This window comes from Micromonospora sp. NPDC048868 (assembly GCF_043198195.1).
GTDB classification, from domain to species: domain Bacteria; phylum Actinomycetota; class Actinomycetes; order Mycobacteriales; family Micromonosporaceae; genus Micromonospora; species Micromonospora reichwaldensis.
Genome location: NZ_JBICUN010000006.1, coordinates 86408 through 108763 on the forward strand (window position 1 = coordinate 86408; position 22356 = coordinate 108763).

The following is a 22356-nucleotide window of genomic DNA, read 5'->3' on the forward strand; positions in this document are numbered from 1 at the left end:
GCTTTTCGCGTGTTCAGCGGGTGCGGGTCAGACGCGCCAGGTCCAGGCGTCGGCGATCCGGGTGGCGGGGCCGTAGAGCTGCTCCAGCGTGCCGCGAAGGCTGTCGGCGTGCGGGGTGCCGTCGGCCAGCGCCACGCAGGAGGCGCCCCAGAACTCCGCGTCCTCCGCGGCCTGCCGGCGCTGTTCGTCCCCGATGACGGGTTGCCCGCCGCGCCTGCCGACCTCAGCCAGCAGGGCCGACGTGGGCTGCGCGTAGGTGCCCATCGCCGCCGTGCCGCCGCGACCGTACGGACCGATGAAGAAGCCCTCCGGCATGCCGAACGCCGCGTCGGCGGCGGTCGCCCAGCGCATCGGCCACGGTTGCTTGGGCGTGGCGAGCGGCACCGGCACCAGCACCCCGCCCGGCTCGACGCACTGGCGCCAGTGCCCGCCGGTGACGAACTCGGGCAGCGGCGGGCGCTCGGCGGTGGGCAGCGGGGTCGGCAGCAGCGGCAGCAGCGCCACGCCGACCGCCGCCGGCACCAGGCGGCGGGTCCGGCCGGTGCCGCGCAGCGCCCGGTCGACCGCCAGCACCAGCAGCGTGGCGATGAGCGGAAGCACCGCGAGGGCGAACCGCATCGGCAGCGCACCGTCCACCACGGGCAGGCCCGAGAGCAGGGCGTACGGGCCCGGGACAGCGGTGCGTTCGCCGTCGACGACCACCCGGGGGCCGAGCGACAGCGCCCCCGTCACGAGCGTGCCGACCACGCACGCGACGACCAGCGGGCGACGGCCCAGCCAGAGCGCGCAGGCGGCGGCGACCAGCAGCAGGGGCAGCCCGAGGAAGGTGTTGTACTCGGCCGGCCCGGTGGTCAGCCGGGCAGCCCCGTCGCCGCCCGCGACCGACAGCGGCGAGACGGTCCACCAGCTGCGCAGGTCCGCCGAGAAGTAGTGCGGGCTGAACATGCCGTCCGCGACGCCCTGCGGGCCGGCGAACTGGAACCACAGCGGCCAGGCCAGTACGACCAGGGCCAGCCCGGCGGCGAGCATCATCCCGGCGGCGAAGCCGGGCAGGGCGCGGCGGGCCAGGTTCCGGTCCGCCACCGCGTAGGTGACCGCCATCACCAACAGCGTGACCGCGCAGAGGAAGAGTACCTCCTCGCCGACGAAGACCTGCGCGGTGACCGCCGCGGCCAGGCCGACTGCCGAACTGACCACCCGCCGGCGGTCCGGCCCGTCGGCGGTGCCCGCCGGGTCGGCGGCCCGCAGCATGCGGACCACCAGCCAGACGATCACCGGCACGAGCCACTGCGCGGTCATGTGCAGGTGGCTGTTGGTCTGCGAGACCATCCCCGGGCCGAACCCGCAGAGCGCCGCCCCGAGCGCGGCGGCGAGCCGGCGGGCGCGCAGGACCCGGGTGAAGAGCAGGTACCAGGCGATCGCGGTGCCCGCCAGGTTCGCCATGGCCAGCAGGGCGAAGGTCACCGGCGCGCCGAACGACAGGGTCACCGGGGCGAGGAGCACCCCGAGCGCGATGACTGTGGTGTTGGTCATCAGGTTGACCCCGTCCGGCGCGTTGAGCCGACCGGTGAGCAGGTCGAAGTCGCCGAGCAGCGCCCGCGAGTCGACCGCGAGGAACCACTCGTAGAGGGCCTGGTCCTCCGGGTTGAGCGCCAGGACCCGGGCCCCCGGGTCGGGCCAGAGCCCGTGGGTGAGCCAGCCGGCCAGCGCCACGAAGAGCAGCACGACGGTGACGTCCGCCCGGCGACGGTGGACGGCGGTCAGCAGGCGCGCCGCCCGGAGCCGGCGGGACGGCCGGTCGACGGCGAGGACAGCCTGGTCAGGGACGGCGTCGGGGGCCGTGGGGGCTGCGCTGCTCACGGTCTCGACCCTAGTGCGACCCGCCCGCCGGGGTACGCCGGGTCGCCGCCGACCCGCTACCGTGACACTGCACCACGCGTGTCGACCCGCGCGGTGTCACCCGCCCGGGTGGTGGAACGGCAGACACGGCCGCCTTAAAAGCGGCTGCCGCAAGGCGTGCGGGTTCGACCCCCGCCCCGGGCACGCCGCACTCTCAGCTTCCGCTCAGCTTGGCGATCTCCACGGGACTGCCCTGGGCGTTTACTCTTGGGGGTGCACGTTCACGTGCAACGACCCCCTGAGGGAGGCCTGACAGTGAAGACTTCGAACCCGGTGCTCGCCCGGCTCGGCCAGGCGGCCGAGCGGGAGCGCTCCGCCGGGTACGCCCCGACCGGGCCGTACGGACAGCCCGGTTATCCACAGCAGTACCCGACGGAGGCCGGCTACCCGGCGGCCCCGCCGACCGTCAACACCATGTCGATCGACGACGTGGTGGTCAAGACCGTCACGCTCCTCGGCATCCTCGGCGTCTCCGCCGCGGCCGCCTGGGTGCTGGTGCCCGACGCGCTGCTCGGCGCGGCCTGGATCGGCGCGGCGGTCGTCGGCCTGGTCCTCGGCCTGATCATCTCGTTCTCCCGGATGGCGAACCCGGCGCTGGTCGTCGCGTACGCCGTCGTCGAGGGCGTCTTCGTCGGCATGGTCAGCAAGTTCTTCAATTCGCTCTACGACGGCATCGTGGTCCAGGCGGTGACCGCCACGTTCGGTGTCTTCTTCGTGATGGCCATGCTCTACAAGGCGAAGGTCATCCGGGCCACCCCGAAGTTCGTCAAGGGCATGATCGCCGTGATGGCGGGTCTCTTCGCCGTCATGCTGATCAACCTCGTGTTCGCGCTCTTCGGCGTGAACACCGGCCTGCGCGACGGCAGCCCGATGGCGATCGGGTTCAGCCTGGTCTGCATCGTGGTCGCCTCGCTGAGCTTCGTGCTCAGCTTCAAGGAGGTCGAGGACGGCGTCCGGATGGGGCTGCCCCAGCGCTACTCCTGGGTCGCCGCCTTCGGCATCCTGGTCAGCCTGGTCTGGCTCTACATCGAGATCCTGCGCCTGCTGAGCTACTTCCAGGGCGACGACTGACCGTCGCCCGCGACCGACCGGCGCCCGCCCCCGCATCCGCGAGGGCGGGCGCCGTCGTCCACCCCCGCTCGCCCCGATCCCCGCCCGCCCCCGCTCGCCCCGACCCCCGCCCGCCCGCGCCCGCCCCGGCCCCAGCGCGAACCGTCCCCGGGCCCGGCCCTCGACCCACTCTCGCCGCCGATCCGCCCACCCCTCCCTCCCTGCCGCCCTGCCCAGCTCTCGCCGTCGATCATGCAGTTGTGGTGCCCCGCGAAAGGGGCGAAAGGGCCCCAGTCGCCCACCACAAGTCCATGATCGACGGCGCGGGCCGGGCCGGGCCGCGGGCTGGGCTGGGGCGGCGGGCCGGGGCAGGGCAGGCGGGGACGGGTCCGGGGCCGGGTGGGGCCAGGGCAGGCCGGGCAGGGCGGGGCCAGGCGGGGCCAGGGCCGGGCAGGGCGGGGTCGGGGTGCGGGGAAGGGACGCGGGGCGGGGGTTCGTAGACTTTGGATGTGGGTGGTGGGGAGTTGGGGCGGGCGGTGGAGTTGTTGGTGCGCCAGGTCGGGCACTGGCAGCAGCCCCGCTGGGCGGCAGCGGCCGCCGGTGGCAACGTGTCCCGCGCCGACCTCGTGCACCGGCTGGTGCAGGAGATGGCCAACCTGGCCGCCGACGTCGAGGGCGGACCCCGTCGGACGGTGCCCCGGCTCGACAACGACCTGGCGCTGCCCGACCAGCTCCGGGTGGTGGCCGCCGACCTGGTCGCCGCCGCGCCGCCGGAGGTGCTGGCGCGGGCCGCCGCCGAGGTGACGGCGACCCGCAACGCTCTCTAGGGCCGACGGCGACCCACAACGCTCTCCAGGGGTGGCGGCGACCCGGTGCGCTCTCTAGCGCTGACGGCGACCCGCGACGCCCTCCAAGGCTGACGGTGACCCGCGACCCTCTCTACGAGGAACGGCGACCCACAGCTCGTCCGGGCTCCGGCCGGGCGGCGAGGTCCGCTCGGGACGATCCCGGCGCCCGGCCGGGCAGCCCGTGGTGGCGCCGTCCGCTCAGCTCAGGCGCTCGACGACCATGGCCATGCCCTGGCCGCCGCCCACGCACATGGTCTCCAGGCCGATCGTCTTGTCGTGCCAGTCCAGGGCGTTTAGCAGGGTGCCGGTGATCCGGGCGCCGGTCATGCCGAACGGGTGCCCGACGGCGATCGCGCCACCGGCGACGTTCAGCTTCTCCAGCGGGATGCCGAGCTGGCGGTACGAGGGGATCACCTGCGCGGCGAACGCCTCGTTGATCTCCACCAGGTCGACGTCGTCGATGGTCATCCCGGCCCGCTTGAGCGCCTGCCGGGTGGCCTCGACCGGGCCGAGGCCCATGATCTCCGGCGAGAGGGCGGTCACGCCGGTGGAGACGATCCTGGCCAGCGGCGTGATGCCGAGGTCCCTGGCCCGCTGGGCGCTCATGATCACCACGGCGGCGGCGCCGTCGTTCAGCGGGCAGCAGTTACCGGCGGTGATGCGACCGTCCGGACGGAACACCGGCTTCAGCCCGGAGACGCCCTCCAGGGTGACCCCGGCGCGCGGGCCGTCGTCGGTGCTGACCACCGTGCCGTCCGGCGTGGTGACCGGGGTGATCTCCCGGGCCCAGAAGCCGTCGGCGATGGCCTTCTCGGCGAGGTTCTGGCTGCGTACGCCGAACTCGTCCATGTCGGCGCGGGTGACGTCGTACACCTGGGCCAGGTTCTCGGCGGTCTGCCCCATGGTCAGGTAGATGTCCGGCAGCTCGCCGGCCTCGCGCGGGTCGGTCCAGACCGGGGCACCGCCCTGCGCGCGGGCCTTGGAGCGCTCGGCCGCGGCGGCGAAGCGCGGGTTCTCCCAGCCGCCGCCGACCAGCGCCTGCGCCTCCTTCGGCAGCCCGTCGGAGTTGCCGCGGGCGTACCGGGAGACGGTCTCCACGCCGGCGGAGACGAACACGTCGCCCTCGCCGGCCCGGATCGCGTGCATCGCCATCCGGGTGGTCTGCAGCGACGACGCGCAGTAGCGGGTGAGCGTCGCGCCGGGCAGGGTGTCCAGGCCCATCAGGGTGGCGACCACCCGGGCCATGTTGAAGCCCTGCTCGCCGCCGGGCAGACCGCACCCCAGGTAGAGGTCGTCGATCTCGGTCGGGTCGAGCTGGGGAACCTTGTCCAGGGCGGCCCGCACGATGGTCGCGGCGAGGTCGTCCGGGCGGACGTCGCGCAGCGAACCCTTGTGCGCCCGGCCGATGGGGGAGCGGGCGGTGGCGACGATGACGGCGTCGCGGGACGACTCAGTCGGCATGAACCAACGTTAACCCGTCGGTAACTTCGGGCGGAAGCTGCCCACCGGCCGGGAAATGTCACGCCCGGCGGGACAGCGGGGACGGCCGCCGGGTCAGTGCCGGGAGCCGGCCGCAGTGCCCGGCCGGGACGGCGGGGTGGATCAGCGCCGGCAAGCGGGCACCGCGTCCGGGCGGGGGCGGCCGGCGGGTCACTGCCGGGAGGCGACCGCCGCGGCGGCGGCGACGGCCGGCAGCAGGGCGTGCGCCCAGACCCGGTAGCCGTCGGCGGAGGGGTGGTAGCCGTCGTGGCAGAGGGTCCCGGCGTCGGCCCGGAACACGGCGCCGGTCTCGGTGGCCAGGTCGACCACCGTGCCGCCGGCGTCGAGCACCGCCGCCGCCTGGGCGCGGGCCACGCGCCGCCCCGACCAGCCGACCACGTTGCGCAGCGGCGGCGCGATGGCGCGTACGGCGCCCAGGTCGGGGCACGTGCCGACGACCACCTCCACCCGGGCCTCGCGGAGCCGGTGCACGGCCGCCCCGAGGTAGGCGGCGGCCTCCACCGGGCGACGCAGGGTGGTGGCGTCGTTCGCCCCGATCAGGATCACCGCCACGTCGGGGCGCTCGCCGAGCAGCGCCCGGGCCACCTGGGTGGCCAGGTCGGTCGAGCGTGAGCCGGAGACGCCGACGCTGGACAGGTGCACCCGGCGACCGCTCGGGCCCTCGGCGAGCAGGTTGGCCAGCTGCCCGCCGATGGTCTCGTCGAGGCGGCCGACCCCGACGCCGAGGGCGGACGAGTCGCCGAGCAGCACCAGGCGCAGCGGCGGCGCGTCGGCCCGTCCGACCGTGGCGCGCAGGGCGAGCGCCAGCTCCGGCTGGGCGTACCGGCGGTGCCGGGCGGCGAAGGCCTGACCGGCGAGGACGGCGGCGCCGCCGACCGTGCCGGCGATGAGGCTGAGCGTCGCCGCCCGGCCCAGTCGATTGGCGAGCCCCGAGGGGATGAAGCGCTCGCTCATGCCAGTCCCTCCAGTGTGGGTGAGTCGGCGGCGGGGCTGGGCTGCGGCGCCGCGCCGACACCGAAGAAGGCCCGTCGGCGCAGTTGCGCCCACCGGCCGGCGGGGCCGCGCTCGCGCCCCCTGACCCGGGTGCCGCTGACCTCGGTGCCCGCGTGGCGGGCCGCCTCCTGGGCGGCCTGCGGCAGCGAGCGCACGCCCTCGTCCCGGACGAGGGTCGGACGGCGTTCCTGCCCCGCGCCGAGCGCGGACAGCACGGTCGGCAGCAGGGCGGCGGCGGCCATCGCGTAGCCCTCCGCCGAGGGGTGGAAACGGTCCCAGGCGAACATCCGGGTCGGCTCCGCCGTGAACCGGGGACCGAGCAGGTCGCCGAGGGAGACCGTCCAGCCGCCGGCCTCGACCACGGCCACCGTCTGGGCGGCGGCGAGCTGCCGGCTCCAGTGCCGGGCCAGCCACCGCAGCGGCGGTTGGATCGGCCGGATCGCGCCCAGGTCGGGGCAGGTGCCGACGACCACCTCGCAGCCGGCCGCGCGCAGCGTGCGGACCGCGTCGACCAGATAGCGCACCGCCAGGGCGAACGGTGCGCGGTTGGTCACGTCGTTGCCGCCGATCAGGATCACCGCGACGTCGGGCTGGCACTCCAGCGCCGCCTCCACCTGGTGCCGCAGCACCGCCGAGATGGCGCCCACCACGGCGAAGCGGTGCAGCCGGACGGGGCGTTGCAGGCGGCGGGACAGCCCTGTGGCGAGCAGGGCGCCGGGCGTCTCCCGGCGGCGGTGCACGCCGTAGCCGGCGGCCGACGAGTCGCCGAGCACGACGACGGTGACCGGCGGGCCGGGCAGCTTCGCGCCGTAGACGCCGTCGCAGCGCGGCGGGGGCGCCTCGGCCATCGGGATCGTGCGGCGGGCCTGCCGGGCCTGCCCGAGGAGCACGCCGCCGGTCGCCACCACGGCCGCGGCGGTGGCGCCCGTGCCGATCGCCGCGAGGCGGGCGACCTGCCGGGCGCGCTGCCAGCGCGGACCAACCGGGACGACGGAACCAGCGACCCCCATACAGCGACATTATCGCGCCGGCACGACACACCGCTGTCGTCGTGTCGGCTCGCGGGTGCCTGGAAGCCGACGCTCCTGGGTACCTGTACGGGTGACCGGGGGCCGGTTGCGCGGGCACGCCACCCTGGCACGTGGAGAGGGGCCGAACATGGGGAAGACATTGAAGCGCACAGCGGCGTTCAGCGCGCTGGCCCGGGCACTCGCGGCCGGGTCGCGGGGCGGGCCGTCGCTCGGGGCGCGGCTGGGCGCGCTGCCGCGGATGATCCGGGCCACCACCCGGGGGGAGTACGACGGCGGCCTGCGGCTGGCCCTGATGACCGCGGCGACGGCGTACATCGTCTCGCCGGTCGACCTGCTCCCCGAGATCCCGCTGGCGATCTTCGGGCTGGCCGACGACGCGGTCATGGTGACCTGGCTGGCCGGCAGCGTGCTGGCCGAGACCGAGCGGTTCCTGGAGTGGGAGGCGCGGCGCAGCTCGGTGATCCCCGGGCACGTGGCGTCCTGAACCCACGTACCCTGGGGCGTCGAGAAGACGTCTGCCCGGCCGCCGCCGGCGGCGCCGGAGGAGAAGGGCACAACGAGGTGCGGTACTACGACAACGTCGTCGAGCTGATCGGCAACACCCCGCTGGTACGGCTGCGCAACGTCACGGCCGGGATCCAGGCCACCGTGCTGGCGAAGGTGGAGTACCTCAACCCGGGCGGCTCGGTGAAGGACCGGATCGCGCTGCGGATGGTGGAGGACGCCGAGAAGGCGGGCATCCTCCAGCCGGGCGGCACGATCGTCGAGCCGACCAGCGGAAACACCGGCGTCGGGCTGGCGCTGGTGGCGCAACTGCGGGGCTACAGGTGTGTCTTCGTCTGCCCCGACAAGGTCAGCCAGGACAAGCAGGACGTGCTGCGCGCGTACGGCGCGGAGGTGGTGGTCTGCCCGACCGCCGTCGCGCCGGAGGACCCGCGCTCCTACTACAACGTGTCCGACCGGCTGGCCCGGGAGATCCCCGGCGCGTGGAAGCCCAACCAGTACAGCAACCCGGCCAACCCGCGCTCGCACTACGAGACCACCGGCCCCGAGCTGTGGGAGCAGACCGGGGGCGAGCTCACCCACTTCGTGGCGGGCGTCGGCACCGGCGGCACCATCTCCGGCATCGGGCGCTACCTGAAGGAGGCGTCGGAGGGGCGGGTCAAGGTCGTCGGCGCCGACCCGGAGGGTTCCGTCTACTCCGGCGGCACCGGCCGGCCGTACCTGGTCGAGGGCGTCGGCGAGGACTTCTGGCCGGAGACGTACGACCGGGGTGTCGCCGACGAGATCATCGAGGTCTCCGACAAGGCGTCCTTCGAGATGACCCGGCGGTTGGCGCGCGAGGAGGGGCTGCTGGTCGGCGGCTCCTGCGGGATGGCCGTCGTGGCCGCCCTGGAGGTGGCCCGCAAGGCCGGCCCGGACGACGTGGTCGTGGTGCTGCTGCCGGACAGCGGCAAGGGCTACCTGTCCAAGATCTTCAACGACACCTGGATGGCCCGGTACGGCTTCCTGGACAACTCGGGCACCGAGCCGACGGTCGCCGACGCGCTCGCCGGCAAGCCGGGCGGCCTGCCCGAGCTGGTGCACGTGCACCCGACCGAGACGGTCCGCGACGCGATCGACTACATGCGCGAGTACGGCGTCTCGCAGCTCCCGGTGCTCAAGGCCGAGCCGCCGGTGGTGACCGGCGAGGTGGCCGGCTCGATCGCCGAGAAGGACCTGCTCGACGCGCTCTTCACCGGCCAGGCGCACCTGCACGACACCATCGAGCGGCACATGGCCGAGCCGCTGCCGATGATCGGCGGCGGGCAGCCGGTGAGCGAGGCGGTCGGTCTGCTGGAGAAGTCCGACGCCGCCCTGGTGCTGGTCGACGGCAAGCCGAAGGGCGTCCTCACCCGGCAGGACCTGCTGGCCCACCTCGGCGCCCGCTGACGTGTGAGGAAGGGCCCCTTGTTGACGCATAGTGTCAACAAGGGGCCCTTCCTTACACCTGGCGGGCGTAGCGGAGCTGGGGGGTGAGCATCCCGCCGACGTGCTCGTCGCGTTCGGTGCCGGTGGGGGCCCAGCCGCCGCGCTCGTAGAAGCGCCGGGCGTGCGCGTTGTCCCGCAGCACCCAGAGCACCGCGCGGGACCAGCCGCGGGCGGGCATGGCGGCCAGGGCATCGACCATCAGGGTGCGCCCGGTGCCCCGGCCCCGTTCGGCGGGTTCGAGGTGGATGGCGTTGAGCAGGCCGGTCACCGGGTCGCCCTCGTCGTCCGGGCCGAGATAGCTGAAGCCGACCAGCCGGCCGGCGCGCTCGGCCACCGTCATCCGGTGCTCGTCCCGCTCCCACGTCCACCGCTCGGTCCAGTACGCGCCCATCGCCTCTGGCGTCGGGTCGGCCAGCGCCCGCGCCGGCAGGAAGGACGCGTAGGCGGCGACCCGGGAACGCTGGTGCAGCGCGCCCACCGCCATCAGGTCGTCGACGGTGGCGGGGCGCAGGGTGACCGTCACCCGGCCGAGGCTACCCGCCGGGGCGGGACCTGCACGGTCGTCAGGTCCTCGGCGATCACCAGGTCGCCGTCGAAGTGCGCGCGGGCCTCGTCGGCGAAGCGGGCCGGGTCGGCGTACCGCTGGGAGAAGTGGGTGAGCACGAGCCGGCGTACGCCCGACTCGGCCGCCACCCGCGCGGCCTGGCCCGCCGTGAGGTGGCCGACCTCGGCGGCCAGCGCGGCCTCCGAGTCGAGGAACGTCGACTCGATGACCAGCAGGTCGGCGTGCTCGGCGAGGGCGTACACCCCGTCGCAGAGGCCGGTGTCCATGACGAAGGCGAACCGCTGCCCGGGCCGGGGCACGCTCACCTCGTCGCGGGTGACGCGGCGCCCGTCGACGTCGAGGTGGCCGACGCGGATCAGCTCCCCGACGGCCGGCCCGGCGATGCCGTACGCGGCCAGCTTCTCCGGCAGCATCCGGCAGCCGTCCGGCTCGACGAGGCGGTAGCCGTACGTCTCGATCGGGTGCCGCAGCCGGCGGGCCTCCAGCGCGCCGACGCCCAGCGTGATCCGCTGCCCGTCGGCCTCGACGGGCTCGACGCGCAGCTCGGCGGTCTCGTGGAAGCTGGCGGCGTGCCGCAGCCGCGCGAAGTATTCCGCGCCGCCGGCCGGGAAGTGCACCGCCACCGGGTGCGGCACCCGGTCCAGGGAGAGCCGCTGGATGGTGCCGGGCAGGCCGAGGCAGTGGTCGCCGTGGAAGTGGGTGACACAGATCCGGGTCAGGTCGGTGGCGGTGACCGTGGTGTGCAGGAGCTGCCGCTGGCTGCCCTCGCCCGGGTCGAAGAGGATCACCTCGCCGTCCCAGCGCAGCACGTAGCCGTTGTGGTTGCGCTGCCGGGTGGGGGCCTGGCTGGCCGTGCCGAGCACCACCAGCTCGCGCATCGACACGGTGACCTCCGGCTGCGTCGGCCACCCGGCCCGCGGAAAAGGGTCGACCCCCGGGGCTTCCATGCTCGCGCACGGGCCGGCTGGACTGGGCCGGCACCCCGGGGGTCGGGTGGCTGTCGTGGTTTCGCCGCACCGCTGCCACACGGTCTCGACGATGGTGCTGTGTTGCCCGCCTCGCGGCGGACGGTTTCACTGTCGAGGACAGCGGCTAGCGGACAGCCACCTCACGAGTCCGATTGCTATACAAGTCTGGACCACCTCCTTTCCCGTGTACCGCCACGCTATCCAGCCCTCGCGCCGCCGGCAACGGATTTCGATCACACGGCCGCCGGGGAATGGCGGGCCGGCGCTCAGGTGTTCTCGGCGATGCCGATCGGGCCCTCGCGGGGGCCCTCCTCGCTGGCCGGCTGCACGGCCAGCGACGGGAAGTCGGCCAGGTCGCCCTCCGGCTCGGCGTCCCACTCGGGGAAGACCAGGTCGCTCTGGAGGTAGAGGCAGAGCAGCTGGGTGAGCTGGCGCAGGCCCTCCAGGTGGGTGCGTTCGTGCCCGTGGGTGGCGTCCACGCCGAAGCCGAGCAGCGCCACCCGGGCGTGCGCGCCGGCCTCCACCGCCGCCGCCACGTCCGAGCGGTAGTACTCGAAGACGTCCCGGACCAGGTCCACCCCGTGCTCGGCGGCGATCGAGGCCAGGTTGCGGGTCAGGTGGTAGTCGAACGGGCCCACGCCGTCGCCCATGGCCAGCGTGGCCGCGTCCTCGCGGGACTGCTGGCCGGGCGCCACCACCGCCGCGTCCACGGAGACGATCTCCGCCACGTCGGGGTCGAGCCCGTGCGACGCCCCGTGCCCGATCTCCTCGGTCACGGTGACCAGCAGGTGCGCGGTGACCGCCGGGCGTACGCCGGCGTCGACCAGCGCCTTGAGCGCGGTGAGGACCGCCGCCACGCCGGCCTTGTCGTCCAGGTGCCGGGACTTGACGTACCCGCTGGGGGTGATCGTCGGGTTCGGCAGGAACGCCACGAAGTCGCCCGCGTCGATGCCGAGGGCGCGCAGCCCGGCCACGTCCTCGACCGGCTCGTCGACCCGCACCTCGACGTGCTGCCAGCCGACGCCCTGGAGGTCCACGTCGTCGTTGTAGCGGTGGCCGCTGGCCTTGAGCGGCAGCACCTGGCCGGTGATCACCCGCTCCAGGTCGTCGGTGAAGATCCGCACGTGGGCGCCCTCGGCGAACCGGGCGCTGTGCGTACCGATCGTCTTCAGCTCCAGCCGGCCGTTCTCCTTCAGCCGCTTCACCATGCCGCCGATGGTGTCGGTGTGCACCACGATCGCCCGGTCGGCGCCCGTCGAGCGGGGGCCGGGCAGGCAGGCGCTGAGCGCGCCGCGGCGGGTCAGCGTGGAGGGGATGCCGAGCGCGGAGAGCCGCTCGCCGACGTACTGCTGCACGTGGTCCGTACGCCCCGACGGGCTCGGGATCTCCAGCAGCTCCACCAGCACCTGGCGCAGGTAGTCCAGGTCGATCTCCAGGGGCCTCGGGCTCACGCCGCACCTCCCGGGCCGGCCGGGGTCCAGAGCCGCTGCGGCGCCCGGGTGCCGGGGAAGAGCAGGTCCACGAAGCGCTCAGCGGTCGGCTGCGGCTCGTGGTTGGCCAGGCCGGGCCGCTCGTTGGCCTCGATGAACACGTGCTCCGGCCGGTCCGGGGCCCCGACCAGCAGGTCCAGCCCGGTGACCGGGATGTCCAGCGCCCGGCTGGCCGCCACGCACGCCTCGGCGATCGCCGGGTGCAGCTCGGCGGTGACGTCGTGGATGGTGCCGCCGGTGTGCAGGTTCGCGGTCCGGCGTACGGCCAGCACCTGCCCCTCGGGCAGCACGTCGTGCAGCTCGTGGCCGGCCTCGGCGAGCACGTCGCGGGTCATGTCGTCGAGCGGGATGCGGGACTCGCCACCGGTGGCGGCGGCCCGGCGGCGGCTCTGCCGCTCGATCAGCTCGGCGATGTCGTGCACCCCGTCGCCGGTGATCGAGGCGGGGCGCCGGACGGCGGCGGCCACCACCTCGTGGTCGATGACGACGACGCGCAGGTCCTCGCCGGCGCGCATCTCCTCGATCAGCACGTCGGGGCAGAACCGGGCGGCCAGCTCGACGGCGGCGGCCAGCGCCTCGGGCGTCCGTACGCCCACGGTGATGCCGTTGCCCTGCTCGCCGCGCGCCGGCTTGACCACCACCCGGCCGACCTCGGCGAGGAAGGCGGTGTCGTCCTCGTCGCCGGTGGCGGTCCGGCCGCGCGGCACGGAGAGCCCCGCCTCGGTGAGGATCCGGCGGGTGACCCGCTTGTCGTCGCAGCGGCTCATCGCCACCGCCGAGGTCAGCTCCGACAGCGACTCGCGGGTCAGCACGGTCCGCCCGCCGCTGCTCAGCCGCAGCTCACCCCAGGCGGGGTCGGTGACCTCCACCCGGATGCCGCGCCGCATCGCCTCGTCGGCGACGATCCTGGCGTACGGGTTGAGCTGGTCGTACCCCTCGGGCATGGCGGGCAGGAAGAGCCGCTCGTTGATCGGGTTCTTCCGCTTCACGCAGAGCGTCGCCGTGCGGTAGAAGCCGAGCCGCTCGTAGAGCCGGATCGCCCCGCCGTTCTCGGCGAGCACGGACAGGTCCACGTACGCCCGGCCCCGCTCGACCAGGCGGGCGGCCAGCGCGGTGATCAGCGCCTGGCCGGTGCCCGGCGGCGCGGTGTTGAAGTCGACGGTGAGGCACCACAGGCTGGCGCCGTTCTCCGGGTCGTCGAAGACCGCGACGTGGTCGACGCCGGTGATGGTGCCGACGACCTCGCCGGTGGCGTCCTCGGCGACCAGGTGCAGGAACCGGTCGGTGCGCGCGTTGGCGACGAGCACGTCGACCCCGGCGGTGACCATGCCGTTGCGGGCGTAGATCCGGTTGACCGCGTCCGCGTCGGCGGCGTCGGCCAGGGGGCGGATGGTCAGCCCCGGCACGTCGCCGTCGCCGGTCGGGCGGTCCCCGTCGAGCGGCAGCCGGTAGGTCAGCGACGGATCGATGAACAGCTCGTCGGGCAGCCGGGACACCAGCACGTGCGGGTCGCGCAGGTAGATGCAGATGTCCCGGGAGCCGGCGGCCTCGGAACGCAGCACGGCGGCGACGGCGGCCTGGTCGACGAAGGTCTGCCCGAAGACGAGCCGCCCCCAGCCGCAGTCCAGCACCACGTCGGTGTGGCCCTCCCGGGTCGGCGGCTCCGCCGGCTCCGGCGCCATCGGATCGCCGCCGGGGCCCACCCGCTCCCGTCGCCGGCTGTTGCGCGACCGGTCGGTACGGGCCGCGCCGGTCGCCAGGGTGTCGGTCACGGTGAGTCGATTCCGTGGCTCTGGAGCCACATTTCCAGGAGTCCGAGTTGCCACAGCTTGTTTCCGTTCAACGGGGTCAGTTCGGCGTTCGGGTCGGCGAGCAGGGCGTCGACGTAGTCGGCGCGGAACAGGTCGCGGCGGCGGGCCTCGGGCGCGGAGAGCGCGTCGCGTACCCGGTCGAGGAGTTTGCCCTCCAGGTGGGTGAGGCCGGGTACGGGGAAGTAGCCCTTCGGCCGGTCGATGACCTCGTGCGGCAGCACCCGGCGGCCGATCTCCTTGAGCACGCCCTTGCCGCCCTGCGCCAGCTTCAGCTCCGGCGGGCAGCTCGCGGCGAGCTCGACGAACTCGTGGTCGAGGAACGGCACGCGGGCCTCCAGACCGTGCGCCATCGTCATGTTGTCCACCCGCTTGACCGGGTCGTCGGTCAGCATGACCTGGGTGTCGATCCGCAGGCCGGCGTCGACGGCGGTCTCCGCCCCGGCCCGGCCGAGGTGCGCGGCCACGAACTCCCGCGCCGGGTCGCCGTCGGCCAGCCAGGCCGGGTTCAGCACCCGGGCCAGCCCGGCCGCGTCCCGGTCGAAGAAGGCCCCGGCGTACGTGTCGAGCGCCCGGTCCCGGCCGACCCGGGCGAGCGGCGGGTACCAGTGGTAGCCGCCGAGGATCTCGTCCGCGCCCTGGCCGGACTGGACGACCTTGACGTGCTGCGACACCACCTCGCTGAGCAGGTAGAACGCCACGCAGTCGTGGCTGACCATCGGCTCGGACATCGCGGCGACGGCCGCCTCCAGCGGCGGCACCAGGTCGGCGGCGGCCACCCGGATCTGGTGGTGGTCGGTGTCGAACGTCTGCGCGACGAGGTCGGAGTAGCGGAACTCGTCGCCCTCCCGGCCGCCGACCGCGTCGAAGCCGATGGAGAAGGTGGACAGCCCGCGCTGGCCCTCGCCGGCGAGCAGGGCGACCACCAGGCTGGAGTCCAGCCCGCCGGAGAGCAGCACGCCCACCGGCACGTCGGCGACCATCCGCCGCCGTACGGCCGTGGTCAGCGACTCCAGCAGGGCGTCCTGCCAGTCCTTCTCGGACCAGCCGGCCCGCTCGGCGGAGCGGGTGAAGGACGGGTCCCAGTAGACCCGCTCGGAGGTGCGGCCGTCCGCCTCGTAGACCCGTACGGTCGCCGGGGGCAGCTTGGTGACGCCGCGCAGGATGGTGCGCGGCGGCGGCACGATGCTGTGGAAGCTCAGGTAGTGCGCGAGCGCGACCGGGTCGATGCCGGTGTCGACGCCGCCCCCGGCCAGCAGGGCGGGCAGGGTGCTGGCGAAGCGCACCGCGCCGGGCGTCTCGGCCAGGTAGAGCGGCTTGATGCCGAGCCGGTCCCGGGCCAGCACCAGCCGGCCGGTGTCCCGCTCGCTGATCGCCACGGCGAACATGCCGATCAGGTGGTCGACGAAGTCGAGCCCCCACTCCGCGTACGCCTTGAGCACGACCTCGCTGTCGCCGGAGGAGAAGAACCGGTGGCCCTTGGCCTGGAGTTCCTCGCGCAGCTCGCGGTAGTTGTAGATGCACCCGTTGAAGACGCCGGTCAGGCCCGCACCGGGGTCGACCAGCGGTTGCCCGCTCGCTGCGGAGAGGTCGATGATCTTCAGGCGGCGGTGTCCGAGGGCCGTCGGGCCCTGGGCCCAGACGCCGCTGTCGTCGGGCCCCCGGTCGCTCATCGTGGCCGCCATGCGCTCCACCGCCGACACGTCGGCGCGTGAGCCGTCACGGCGGAACTCTCCCGCAAGTCCGCACATGCCAGGCAATGCTGCCAGAGGGCTACGAGGATTGCCCGTTGAGCTGATAACAGTTTCTTGAAGTTTTGCTACACTGCTCGATTCCGTCACGGCACGTGTCGGCTCCGGTGGCGGACCGCGTCAGGAGTGGCGGATGGGGCGGTTTCCGCCCGGCGGCGGATGTGATCGATTGCTCAGTTCCGCAAGCGCGGAGGCCGGCGCGACCGATGCCGCGCCGGCCTCCGTGACTGTGCCGGGGTTGCCGTGTCGACTCCCCACTCACTCGTCACCGGGTTGCGGGAGGTGGCCGAACCGTCGGACCTCCTGGGGCCAGCCGCATGCCTCCGCGAGCCTGCCGGCCCACATCCGGGCCGTTTCCACGTCGGCGACGTCCACCACGGTCAGCCCGCCCAGCCACTCCTTGGTCTCGACGTAGGGCCCGTCGGTGAACACCAAGGTGCCGCTCGTGGCGTCGGCACTGAAGACGGGGGTGTCCCCTTCCTCCAGGCCCCCGGCGAACACGTACGCCCCGGCCGCCTTCATCTCGTCCACGACCGCCTTGGCGAGTGGCCCGCGCGCGCGAAACCACTCCTCAGTGTGGTCGCCGACCCACTGCTGGTTGAAGTAGATGAGGTACTCGGCCATGTCTGCTCCCTCGTCTCGGGCGGACCTTTGTCTGCCACCATCTCCGCTACGAACGGCGTCGAGCGGATACGACACCTCGGGCAGGAAATTTCCACGTCGGTGTCGGTGGGGGAGCGGTGGCGGCCGGTTCTGTCCAGGAGACTAGTGAAGGTCGGACGGCACCCGGGCGACGCCGACCGGGCAGCTGAGCCCGTTCGGGCCGTGGTTGCAGTACCCGTTCGGGTTCTTCGTGGGCGCCAGATACTGCTGGTGCATGTCCTCGGCGAAGTAGTACTGGCCGAGCCGGTCGATCTCGGTGGTGATCTCGCCCTTGCCGGCCCGCGCCACGATCGGTGCGAACGCGTCCCGGGACGCCTGGGCGGTGGCGAGCTGCTCGTCCGTGGTCACGTAGATCGTCGACCGGTACTGGGTGCCCACGTCGTTGCCCTGGCGCATGCCCTGGGTCGGGTCGTGGTTCTCCCAGAAGACCTTCAGCAGGTCCTCGTAGCTGATCGTGGCGGGGTCGTAGACCACCTGGACCACCTCGGCGTGCCCCGTCATTCCCGAGCACACCTCCTCGTACGTCGGGTTCGGCGTGATGCCGCCCGCGTAGCCGGCGGACGTGGTGATCACACCCGGCAGCGTCCAGAACAGCCGCTCGGCCCCCCAGAAGCAGCCCATGCCGAACACGGCCACCTGTGCGCCCTCCGGAAAGGGACCCTTGAGCGGGGTGCCCAGCACCTCGTGCCGGTCCGCGATCGGCATCGCGATCAGGCGACCCGGCAGGGCCTGGTCGGAGGTGGGCAGTTCGGCCTTCATGCGGCGCAGGAACACGGTGGGACTCCTCTCGTACCTCTCCCAGCGTGCAACACCGCCGGATCCGCCTTCCTTACCCGTTCCACCCACACTCAGGCGACCGCCGTGCACGAGAGGGTCACAGTCGTCCCCCGGCAGCGGTGGTGCGCCCGGGCCGGTCACGTCCGCCGCCCGCTCCGTCGCTCTCGGTGACGCGGACCGCCGCCTGCGCCTCCCTCGTCTCACCCGCTTTGCTCTGCATCCCTATACGCAACAGTCACGCTGGGTGGTGCCTGGCCCTGTCGCGGTGGCGCGGGCGTTTCGTGTCGTGGCAGGTCAGCGACCTGGTGCGGATACGGCTGCAGAGCAAAGGGCGCGAGAGGGTACCCGGAACGCCCCGCGCGCCCGTTGCAGAGCGTGACGTTTGATTCTCGCTACCCTGCGTGACGCAGGGTAGCGAGAGGTGCGCGCCAAGGGGGCCTGCCGCCCCGACTCGCTCCCTGCCGCCCGCCATGCCCTGCCCGCTGTGCGTGGGCTGTCGCGTTCTCCCCGGTTCCGCCCGCCCCTGGCTTGCGTCTGCCGGCTCCGCTGGCCTCCGCCGGCCTCTGCCCGCACCCCCGGCCCCCGCTGGCCCTGCCCCGCCTCCGCCGGCCCCTGCTTGCGTCCGCCGGCTCCGCTGGCCACCGCCCGCCCCGCCCGCTGCGGGCGGCTGGGGCGCGTCAGAGGGCTGCGGTGATGCGGGCGGCGTAGGTCTCGGCCTCGGCGTCGTCGGCGTAGCGGGTGCGCGGCCAGAAGAAGCCGCGCAGGCCGTCGCCCTTCGTCCGCGGCACGACGTGAGTGTGCAGGTGCGGGACGGACTGGGACACCTTGTTGTTCATCGCCACGAACGTGCCACCGGCCTCCGTGCCGGCCTCCACGGCGACCGCGAGCCGCCGCACCAGGCCGAAGTAGCCGGCCAGCGCCTCGGCGGGCAGGTCGGCCAGGGCGACCAGATGCGTGCGCGGCACCACCAGCACGTGCCCCTTGAAGACCGGCCGGGTGTCCAGGAACGCCACCCCGTCGGGTTCGTCGGCGACCCGGAAGGCGGGGGTCTCGCCGGCCACGATCCCGCAGAACACGCACCCGCTCATCCGTCCAGGCTATGCCGGCCGTCCGGATGGGAGACGTCCCCGCGCCGGCCCGCCGCCGTGGGCGCGGACCCGACAGCACCGTTCCGTTCCAGCCTTCGGGACGGGGGATTAGCCTCACGGGATGAGTCACGGCTTCGACACGCTCGCCATCCACGCCGGCCAGGACCCCGAGGCCCGCACCGGCGCGGTGATCCCACCGATCTACCAGACCAGCACCTACGCCCAGGACGCCGTCGGCGCGCCCCGGCTGGGCTACGAGTACAGCCGCTCCGGCAACCCGACCCGCGACGCCCTCCAGGAGTGCCTCGCCGCGCTGGAGGGCGGCCCCGTCGGGCTCGCCTTCGCCAGCGGCCTGGCCGCCGAGGACACCCTGCTGCGTACCGTCTGCAAGCCGGGCGACCACGTGGTGATCCCCGACGACGCGTACGGCGGCACGTACCGGCTCTTCGCCCGGGTGGCCGAGCGCTGGGGGCTGGACTTCACCCCGGCGAAGGTCTCCGACCCCGACGCGATCCGGGCCGCCGTCGAGCCGGGCCGGACCCGGATCGTCTGGGTGGAGACGCCCACCAACCCGCTGCTCGGCATCGCCGACATCGCCGCGCTGGCCGGCGTCGCGCACGACGTGGGCGCCCTGCTGGTCGTCGACAACACGTTCGCCTCGCCGTACCTCCAGCAGCCGATCGCGCACGGCGCGGACGTGGTGGTGCACTCGACCACCAAGTACATCGGCGGGCACTCCGACGTGGTCGGTGGCGCGCTGGTCGCGGCCGACGCCGGGCTCGGCGAGGAGCTGCGCTACCACCAGAACGCGATGGGCGCCATCAACGGGCCCTTCGACGCGTGGCTGACCCTGCGCGGCATCAAGACCCTGGGCGTACGCATGGACCGGCACTGCGACAACGCCGAGCGGATCGCGGCCTACCTGGACGGGCACGCCAAGGTCGGCCAGGTGATCTACCCGGGGCTGCCCGCGCACCCGGGCCACGAGGTGGCCGCGAAGCAGATGCGCCGCTTCGGCGGCATGATCTCGTTCCGGGCCGCCGGCGGCGAGGAGCACGCCGTCGAGATCTGCAACCGGACGAAGCTCTTCATCCTCGCCGAGTCGCTCGGCGGCGTGGAATCCCTGATCGAGCACCCGGGCCGGATGACACACGCAAGTGCTGCCGGCTCGCCGCTTGAAGTTCCCGGCGATCTCGTGCGACTGTCTGTCGGCATCGAGACGGTCGACGACCTGCTCGCCGATCTGGAGCAGGCGCTGGGCTGACCGCTGGCTGGGAGGGTGGCCGTGCAGGACATCATGCCGACCTGGGTGGGGGCGACCGCCAAGCAGATCGCCCGGGGCGTACGCCGGGGCGACGTCACGGCCACCCAGGTCGTCGCCGACCACCTGGACCACATCGCCCGGGTCGACGCCGACCTCGCCGCGTTCCGCACGGTACGCGGCGGGGAGGCGATCACCGAGGCGGAGAAGGTCGACGAGCAGGAGGACCTGGCCAACCTCCCGCTGGCCGGGGTGCCGGTGGCGGTCAAGGAGAACACCCCCGTCGCCGGGCTGCCCACCTGGAACGGGTCGGCGGCGGTGCGTACGCCGGTGGCCGAGGCCGACCACGAGGTGGTCCGGCGGCTGCGCGGTGCCGGCGCGGTGATCCTCGGGGTGACCCGGATGCCGGAGCTCGGCCTCTGGGGCCTCACCGACGACGAGACGGCCGTGACCCGCAACCCCTGGGACACCCGGCGTACCCCCGGCGGCTCGTCCGGCGGCGCGGCCGCGGCCGTGGCCGCTGGCCTGGTGCCGATCGCCCACGGCAACGACGGCCTCGGCTCGATCCGCATCCCGGCGGCCTGCTGCGGCCTGGTCGGGCTCAAGCCGGGCCGGGGCGTGGTCCCGTGCCAGCTCGGCGCGGACGACTGGTTCGGGCTCACCGAGCACGGCATGCTGACCAGCACGGTCGCCGACGCGGCCGTCGGCTTCTCGGTGCTGGCCGGCCGCCGCCCGGACAAGCTGGTGCCGCCGCAGCGGCTGCGGGTGGGCGTCTCGCTCCGCTCGCCCGTGCGGGGCGTGCACGCCGACGCGCCCAACCGGGACGCGGTCGCCGCCGCCGGGCGGCTGCTCGCGGCGGCGGGCCACGACACCGTGCCGGCCGACCCGGTCTACCCGACGGCCCTGGGCCTGCAGGGCATCGCCACCTGGTTCGCCGCCGCGGCGGCCGACGTCCGCGCCGCCGGGTTGGACCGGCGCGGCCTCCAGCGGCGCAGCCGCCGGCACGTCGCCCTCGGGGAGTGGGCGCAGCGGCGGGGGTACGTCCGGGAGGCCGACCGGGCCGCCTGGCGGGAGCGCTCGATCGGCTTCTTCGCCGACCACTCGGTCGACCTGCTGCTCACGCCCGCCCTGGCCACCGCGCCGCCGGAGGCCGGCGGCTGGTCCGGCCGGTCCTGGCGGGCCAACATGCTGACCAACGTCAGGTACGCCCCGTTCGCCGCGCCGTGGAACATCGCCGGCCTGCCCGCGCTGGTGGTGCCGGTCGGCCGCCGCCCGGACGGGCTGCCGGTCGCGGTGCAGCTGATCGGCCCGCCCGGCAGCGAGCTGCTGCTCCTCGGCGTCGCCGGCCAGTTCGAGATGCAGGCGCCCTGGTCCCGCCACGCCCCCGGCTACCCGCGGATCCCCGCCCCCGTCTGACAGGTGGCGTGCCGCGCGTCGGCGCGGGTGGCGGGTGGCACGATCAGGGCATGACGGAACTGGTCGGTCTCGCCGACGTACGGGCCGCGCGGGAGCTTCTCGCCGACGTCGTCCGCACCACCCCGCTGGAGCCCTCCCGGCCGCTCAGCGCGGCGCTGGGCGGGCCGACGTGGCTCAAGTGCGAGAACCTGCAACGCGCCGGCTCGTACAAGGTGCGCGGCGCGTATGTGCGGATCTCCCGGCTGTCGGAGGCGGAGCGGGCCCACGGGGTGGTCGCGGCGAGCGCCGGCAACCACGCCCAAGGGGTCGCGCTCGCCGCCGGCCTCGTCGGTACGCACGCCACCGTCTTCATGCCGGTGAACGCGCCCCTGCCGAAGGTCGCCGCCACCAAGGGCTACGGCGCGCAGATCGAGCTGGTCGGCAACACCGTCGACGAGTCCCTGGTCGCGGCGCAGACCTACGCCGAGCGGACGGGCGCGACGCTGATCCACCCGTTCGACCACCGGGACGTGATCGCCGGCCAGGGCACGGTGGCCCTGGAGATCCTCGAACAGTGCCCCGAGGTCAGGACGATCATCACGGGGGTGGGCGGCGGCGGGCTGGTCTCCGGCATGGCGGTGGCGGCCAAGGCGCTGCGGCCCGACGTGCGGATCATCGGGGTGCAGGCCGCCGGCGCCGCCGCCTTCCCGCCCTCCCTGGTGGCCGGCGAGCCGGTACGCCTCCCGGCGTTCGGCACCATCGCGGACGGCATCGCCGTCGGCCGGCCGGGGGAACTCACCTTCACGCACGTCCGCAAGCTGGTGGACGAGATCGTCACGGTCTCCGAGGAGGACATCTCCCGGGCGCTGCTGATGCTGCTGGAGCGGGGCAAGCAGGTGGTCGAGCCGGCCGGCGCGGTGGGCGTGGCCGCGTTGCTGGCGGGCGTCGTCGAGGTGCAGGCGCCGGTGGTGGCGGTGCTCTCCGGCGGCAACATCGACCCGCTGCTGATGCTGCGGGTGATCGAGCACGGCCTCGCCGCCGCCGGCCGCTACCTGCGGGTGACGGTGCGCTGCTCGGACCGCCCCGGCCAGCTCGCGTCGCTGCTCGGCGAGATCGCCGAGCACCGGGCGAACGTGGTGGACGTGGAGCACCAGCGGGCCAATCCGCACCTGCGCCTGGGCGAGGTGGAGGTGGCCCTGTCGGTGGAGACCCGGGGGGTCGAGCACTCCGACACGCTGATCAGCGCGTTGCGGGCCAGCGGCTACCAGGTGGTATTCGCTGGCGAGGCGTGACACCGG

General features: G+C 74.0%; 18 protein-coding genes, 1 tRNA gene and 1 pseudogene. 8 read left to right on the forward strand and 12 right to left on the reverse strand.

Annotated features, from left to right (window positions below; translation table 11 throughout):
• Positions 1 to 27: 27 nt before the first annotated feature.
• The gene (locus tag ACGFNF_RS11715) at positions 28 to 1860 is read right to left on the reverse strand and encodes a hypothetical protein (protein WP_393167476.1); all 1833 of its coding nucleotides are present in this window, start codon (positions 1858 to 1860) and stop codon (positions 28 to 30) included.
• Between the two features lie 102 nt (positions 1861 to 1962).
• On the opposite strand from ACGFNF_RS11715, the gene ACGFNF_RS11720 reads away from it, so the two are divergent.
• The 3 genes from ACGFNF_RS11720 to ACGFNF_RS11730 all read left to right on the forward strand — a co-directional run bounded on the left by ACGFNF_RS11720 (position 1963) and on the right by ACGFNF_RS11730 (position 3776).
• Positions 1963 to 2043, forward strand: a tRNA-Leu gene (locus ACGFNF_RS11720).
• Between the two features lie 111 nt (positions 2044 to 2154).
• On the forward strand, positions 2155 to 2970 hold the full coding sequence (locus ACGFNF_RS11725) for a Bax inhibitor-1/YccA family protein (RefSeq protein ID WP_393167478.1): 816 nt from the start codon (positions 2155 to 2157) through the stop codon (positions 2968 to 2970).
• 488 nt (positions 2971 to 3458) lie between these two features.
• Positions 3459 to 3776 carry a hypothetical protein gene (locus ACGFNF_RS11730; RefSeq protein ID WP_393167480.1) on the forward strand — a complete coding sequence of 106 codons (318 nt, stop codon included), beginning with the start codon at positions 3459 to 3461 and terminating at the stop codon, positions 3774 to 3776.
• A gap of 219 nt (positions 3777 to 3995) precedes the next feature.
• Here ACGFNF_RS11730 and ACGFNF_RS11735 read toward each other — a convergent pair whose 3' ends face one another.
• The 3 genes and pseudogenes from ACGFNF_RS11735 to ACGFNF_RS11745 all read right to left on the reverse strand — a co-directional run.
• A complete protein-coding gene (locus tag ACGFNF_RS11735; protein ID WP_393167482.1) occupies positions 3996 to 5258 on the reverse strand; it encodes an acetyl-CoA C-acetyltransferase in 1263 nt (420 codons plus the stop codon).
• A gap of 189 nt (positions 5259 to 5447) precedes the next feature.
• Complete coding sequence (locus ACGFNF_RS11740; protein ID WP_132233462.1) at positions 5448 to 6251, reverse strand: SGNH/GDSL hydrolase family protein; 804 nt, start codon at positions 6249 to 6251, stop codon at positions 5448 to 5450.
• A pseudogene (locus ACGFNF_RS11745) lies at positions 6240 to 7300 on the reverse strand (SGNH/GDSL hydrolase family protein); the annotation flags it as partial. The pseudogene ACGFNF_RS11745 and the gene ACGFNF_RS11740, both read right to left, overlap by 12 nt.
• Before the next feature lie 148 nt (positions 7301 to 7448).
• Between ACGFNF_RS11745 and ACGFNF_RS11750 the strand changes: the two are divergent.
• Positions 7449 to 7805 (forward strand): YkvA family protein, encoded by a 357-nt coding sequence (locus tag ACGFNF_RS11750; protein ID WP_101414212.1) that lies wholly within the window; start codon positions 7449 to 7451, stop codon positions 7803 to 7805.
• Between the two features lie 77 nt (positions 7806 to 7882).
• Positions 7883 to 9253, forward strand: coding sequence for a cystathionine beta-synthase (locus ACGFNF_RS11755; RefSeq protein WP_132233468.1), 1371 nt, complete (start codon positions 7883 to 7885; stop codon positions 9251 to 9253).
• A 52-nt stretch (positions 9254 to 9305) separates the two neighbouring features.
• On the opposite strand, the gene ACGFNF_RS11760 is transcribed toward ACGFNF_RS11755, so the two are convergent.
• From ACGFNF_RS11760 to ACGFNF_RS11795, 8 genes are all read right to left on the reverse strand, one after another.
• Positions 9306 to 9815: a GNAT family N-acetyltransferase gene (locus ACGFNF_RS11760; RefSeq protein ID WP_393167485.1), complete on the reverse strand. Its 510-nt coding sequence runs from the start codon at positions 9813 to 9815 to the stop codon at positions 9306 to 9308.
• Entirely contained in the window at positions 9812 to 10741 is a 930-nt protein-coding gene (locus tag ACGFNF_RS11765) for a ribonuclease Z (protein WP_393167487.1), read from the reverse strand. The genes ACGFNF_RS11760 and ACGFNF_RS11765 overlap by 4 nt, the downstream gene beginning before the upstream one ends.
• A gap of 350 nt (positions 10742 to 11091) precedes the next feature.
• Complete coding sequence (locus ACGFNF_RS11770; RefSeq protein WP_393167489.1) at positions 11092 to 12276, reverse strand: osmoprotectant NAGGN system M42 family peptidase; 1185 nt, start codon at positions 12274 to 12276, stop codon at positions 11092 to 11094.
• Positions 12273 to 14087: an N-acetylglutaminylglutamine synthetase gene (gene ngg / locus ACGFNF_RS11775; protein ID WP_357579065.1), complete on the reverse strand. Its 1815-nt coding sequence runs from the start codon at positions 14085 to 14087 to the stop codon at positions 12273 to 12275. The genes ACGFNF_RS11770 and ngg overlap by 4 nt, the downstream gene beginning before the upstream one ends.
• A complete protein-coding gene (locus ACGFNF_RS11780) occupies positions 14084 to 15874 on the reverse strand; it encodes an N-acetylglutaminylglutamine amidotransferase (RefSeq protein WP_393167492.1) in 1791 nt (596 codons plus the stop codon). The genes ngg and ACGFNF_RS11780 overlap by 4 nt, the downstream gene beginning before the upstream one ends.
• A gap of 258 nt (positions 15875 to 16132) precedes the next feature.
• Positions 16133 to 16498, reverse strand: a complete 366-nt coding sequence (locus ACGFNF_RS11785; RefSeq protein WP_393167494.1) for a YciI family protein — start codon at positions 16496 to 16498, stop codon at positions 16133 to 16135.
• Between the two features lie 141 nt (positions 16499 to 16639).
• On the reverse strand, positions 16640 to 17311 hold the full coding sequence (msrA, locus tag ACGFNF_RS11790; protein WP_357579068.1) for a peptide-methionine (S)-S-oxide reductase MsrA: 672 nt from the start codon (positions 17309 to 17311) through the stop codon (positions 16640 to 16642).
• 680 nt (positions 17312 to 17991) lie between these two features.
• Positions 17992 to 18402: an HIT family protein gene (locus ACGFNF_RS11795; RefSeq protein WP_357579069.1), complete on the reverse strand. Its 411-nt coding sequence runs from the start codon at positions 18400 to 18402 to the stop codon at positions 17992 to 17994.
• A 121-nt stretch (positions 18403 to 18523) separates the two neighbouring features.
• On the opposite strand from ACGFNF_RS11795, the gene ACGFNF_RS11800 reads away from it, so the two are divergent.
• Genes ACGFNF_RS11800 through ilvA form a run of 3 tightly spaced genes read left to right on the forward strand, consistent with a single transcriptional unit; the run spans position 18524 to position 22350 of the window.
• The gene (locus tag ACGFNF_RS11800) at positions 18524 to 19666 is read left to right on the forward strand and encodes a cystathionine gamma-synthase (protein ID WP_393167496.1); all 1143 of its coding nucleotides are present in this window, start codon (positions 18524 to 18526) and stop codon (positions 19664 to 19666) included.
• Positions 19667 to 19681: 15 nt separating this feature from the next.
• A complete protein-coding gene (locus tag ACGFNF_RS11805) occupies positions 19682 to 21079 on the forward strand; it encodes an amidase family protein (protein ID WP_357579070.1) in 1398 nt (465 codons plus the stop codon).
• Positions 21080 to 21129: 50 nt separating this feature from the next.
• The gene (ilvA, locus tag ACGFNF_RS11810; protein WP_393167499.1) at positions 21130 to 22350 is read left to right on the forward strand and encodes a threonine ammonia-lyase; all 1221 of its coding nucleotides are present in this window, start codon (positions 21130 to 21132) and stop codon (positions 22348 to 22350) included.
• The last annotated feature ends 6 nt before the right edge of the window (positions 22351 to 22356 follow it).

Excerpts from the sequence above, each read along its gene's own strand:
- ACGFNF_RS11735 (WP_393167482.1), bottom strand. The coding sequence starts at position 5,258 with ATGCCGACTGAGTCGTCCCGCGACGCCGTCATCGTCGCCACCGCCCGC.
- ACGFNF_RS11785 (WP_393167494.1), bottom strand. The coding sequence starts at position 16,498 with ATGGCCGAGTACCTCATCTACTTCAACCAGCAGTGGGTCGGCGACCAC.
- ACGFNF_RS11780 (WP_393167492.1), bottom strand. The coding sequence starts at position 15,874 with ATGTGCGGACTTGCGGGAGAGTTCCGCCGTGACGGCTCACGCGCCGAC.
- ACGFNF_RS11800 (WP_393167496.1), top strand. The coding sequence starts at position 18,524 with ATGAGTCACGGCTTCGACACGCTCGCCATCCACGCCGGCCAGGACCCC.
- ACGFNF_RS11795 (WP_357579069.1), bottom strand. The coding sequence starts at position 18,402 with ATGAGCGGGTGCGTGTTCTGCGGGATCGTGGCCGGCGAGACCCCCGCC.
- ACGFNF_RS11750 (WP_101414212.1), top strand. The coding sequence starts at position 7,449 with ATGGGGAAGACATTGAAGCGCACAGCGGCGTTCAGCGCGCTGGCCCGG.
- ilvA (WP_393167499.1), top strand. The coding sequence starts at position 21,130 with ATGACGGAACTGGTCGGTCTCGCCGACGTACGGGCCGCGCGGGAGCTT.
- ACGFNF_RS11740 (WP_132233462.1), bottom strand. The coding sequence starts at position 6,251 with ATGAGCGAGCGCTTCATCCCCTCGGGGCTCGCCAATCGACTGGGCCGG.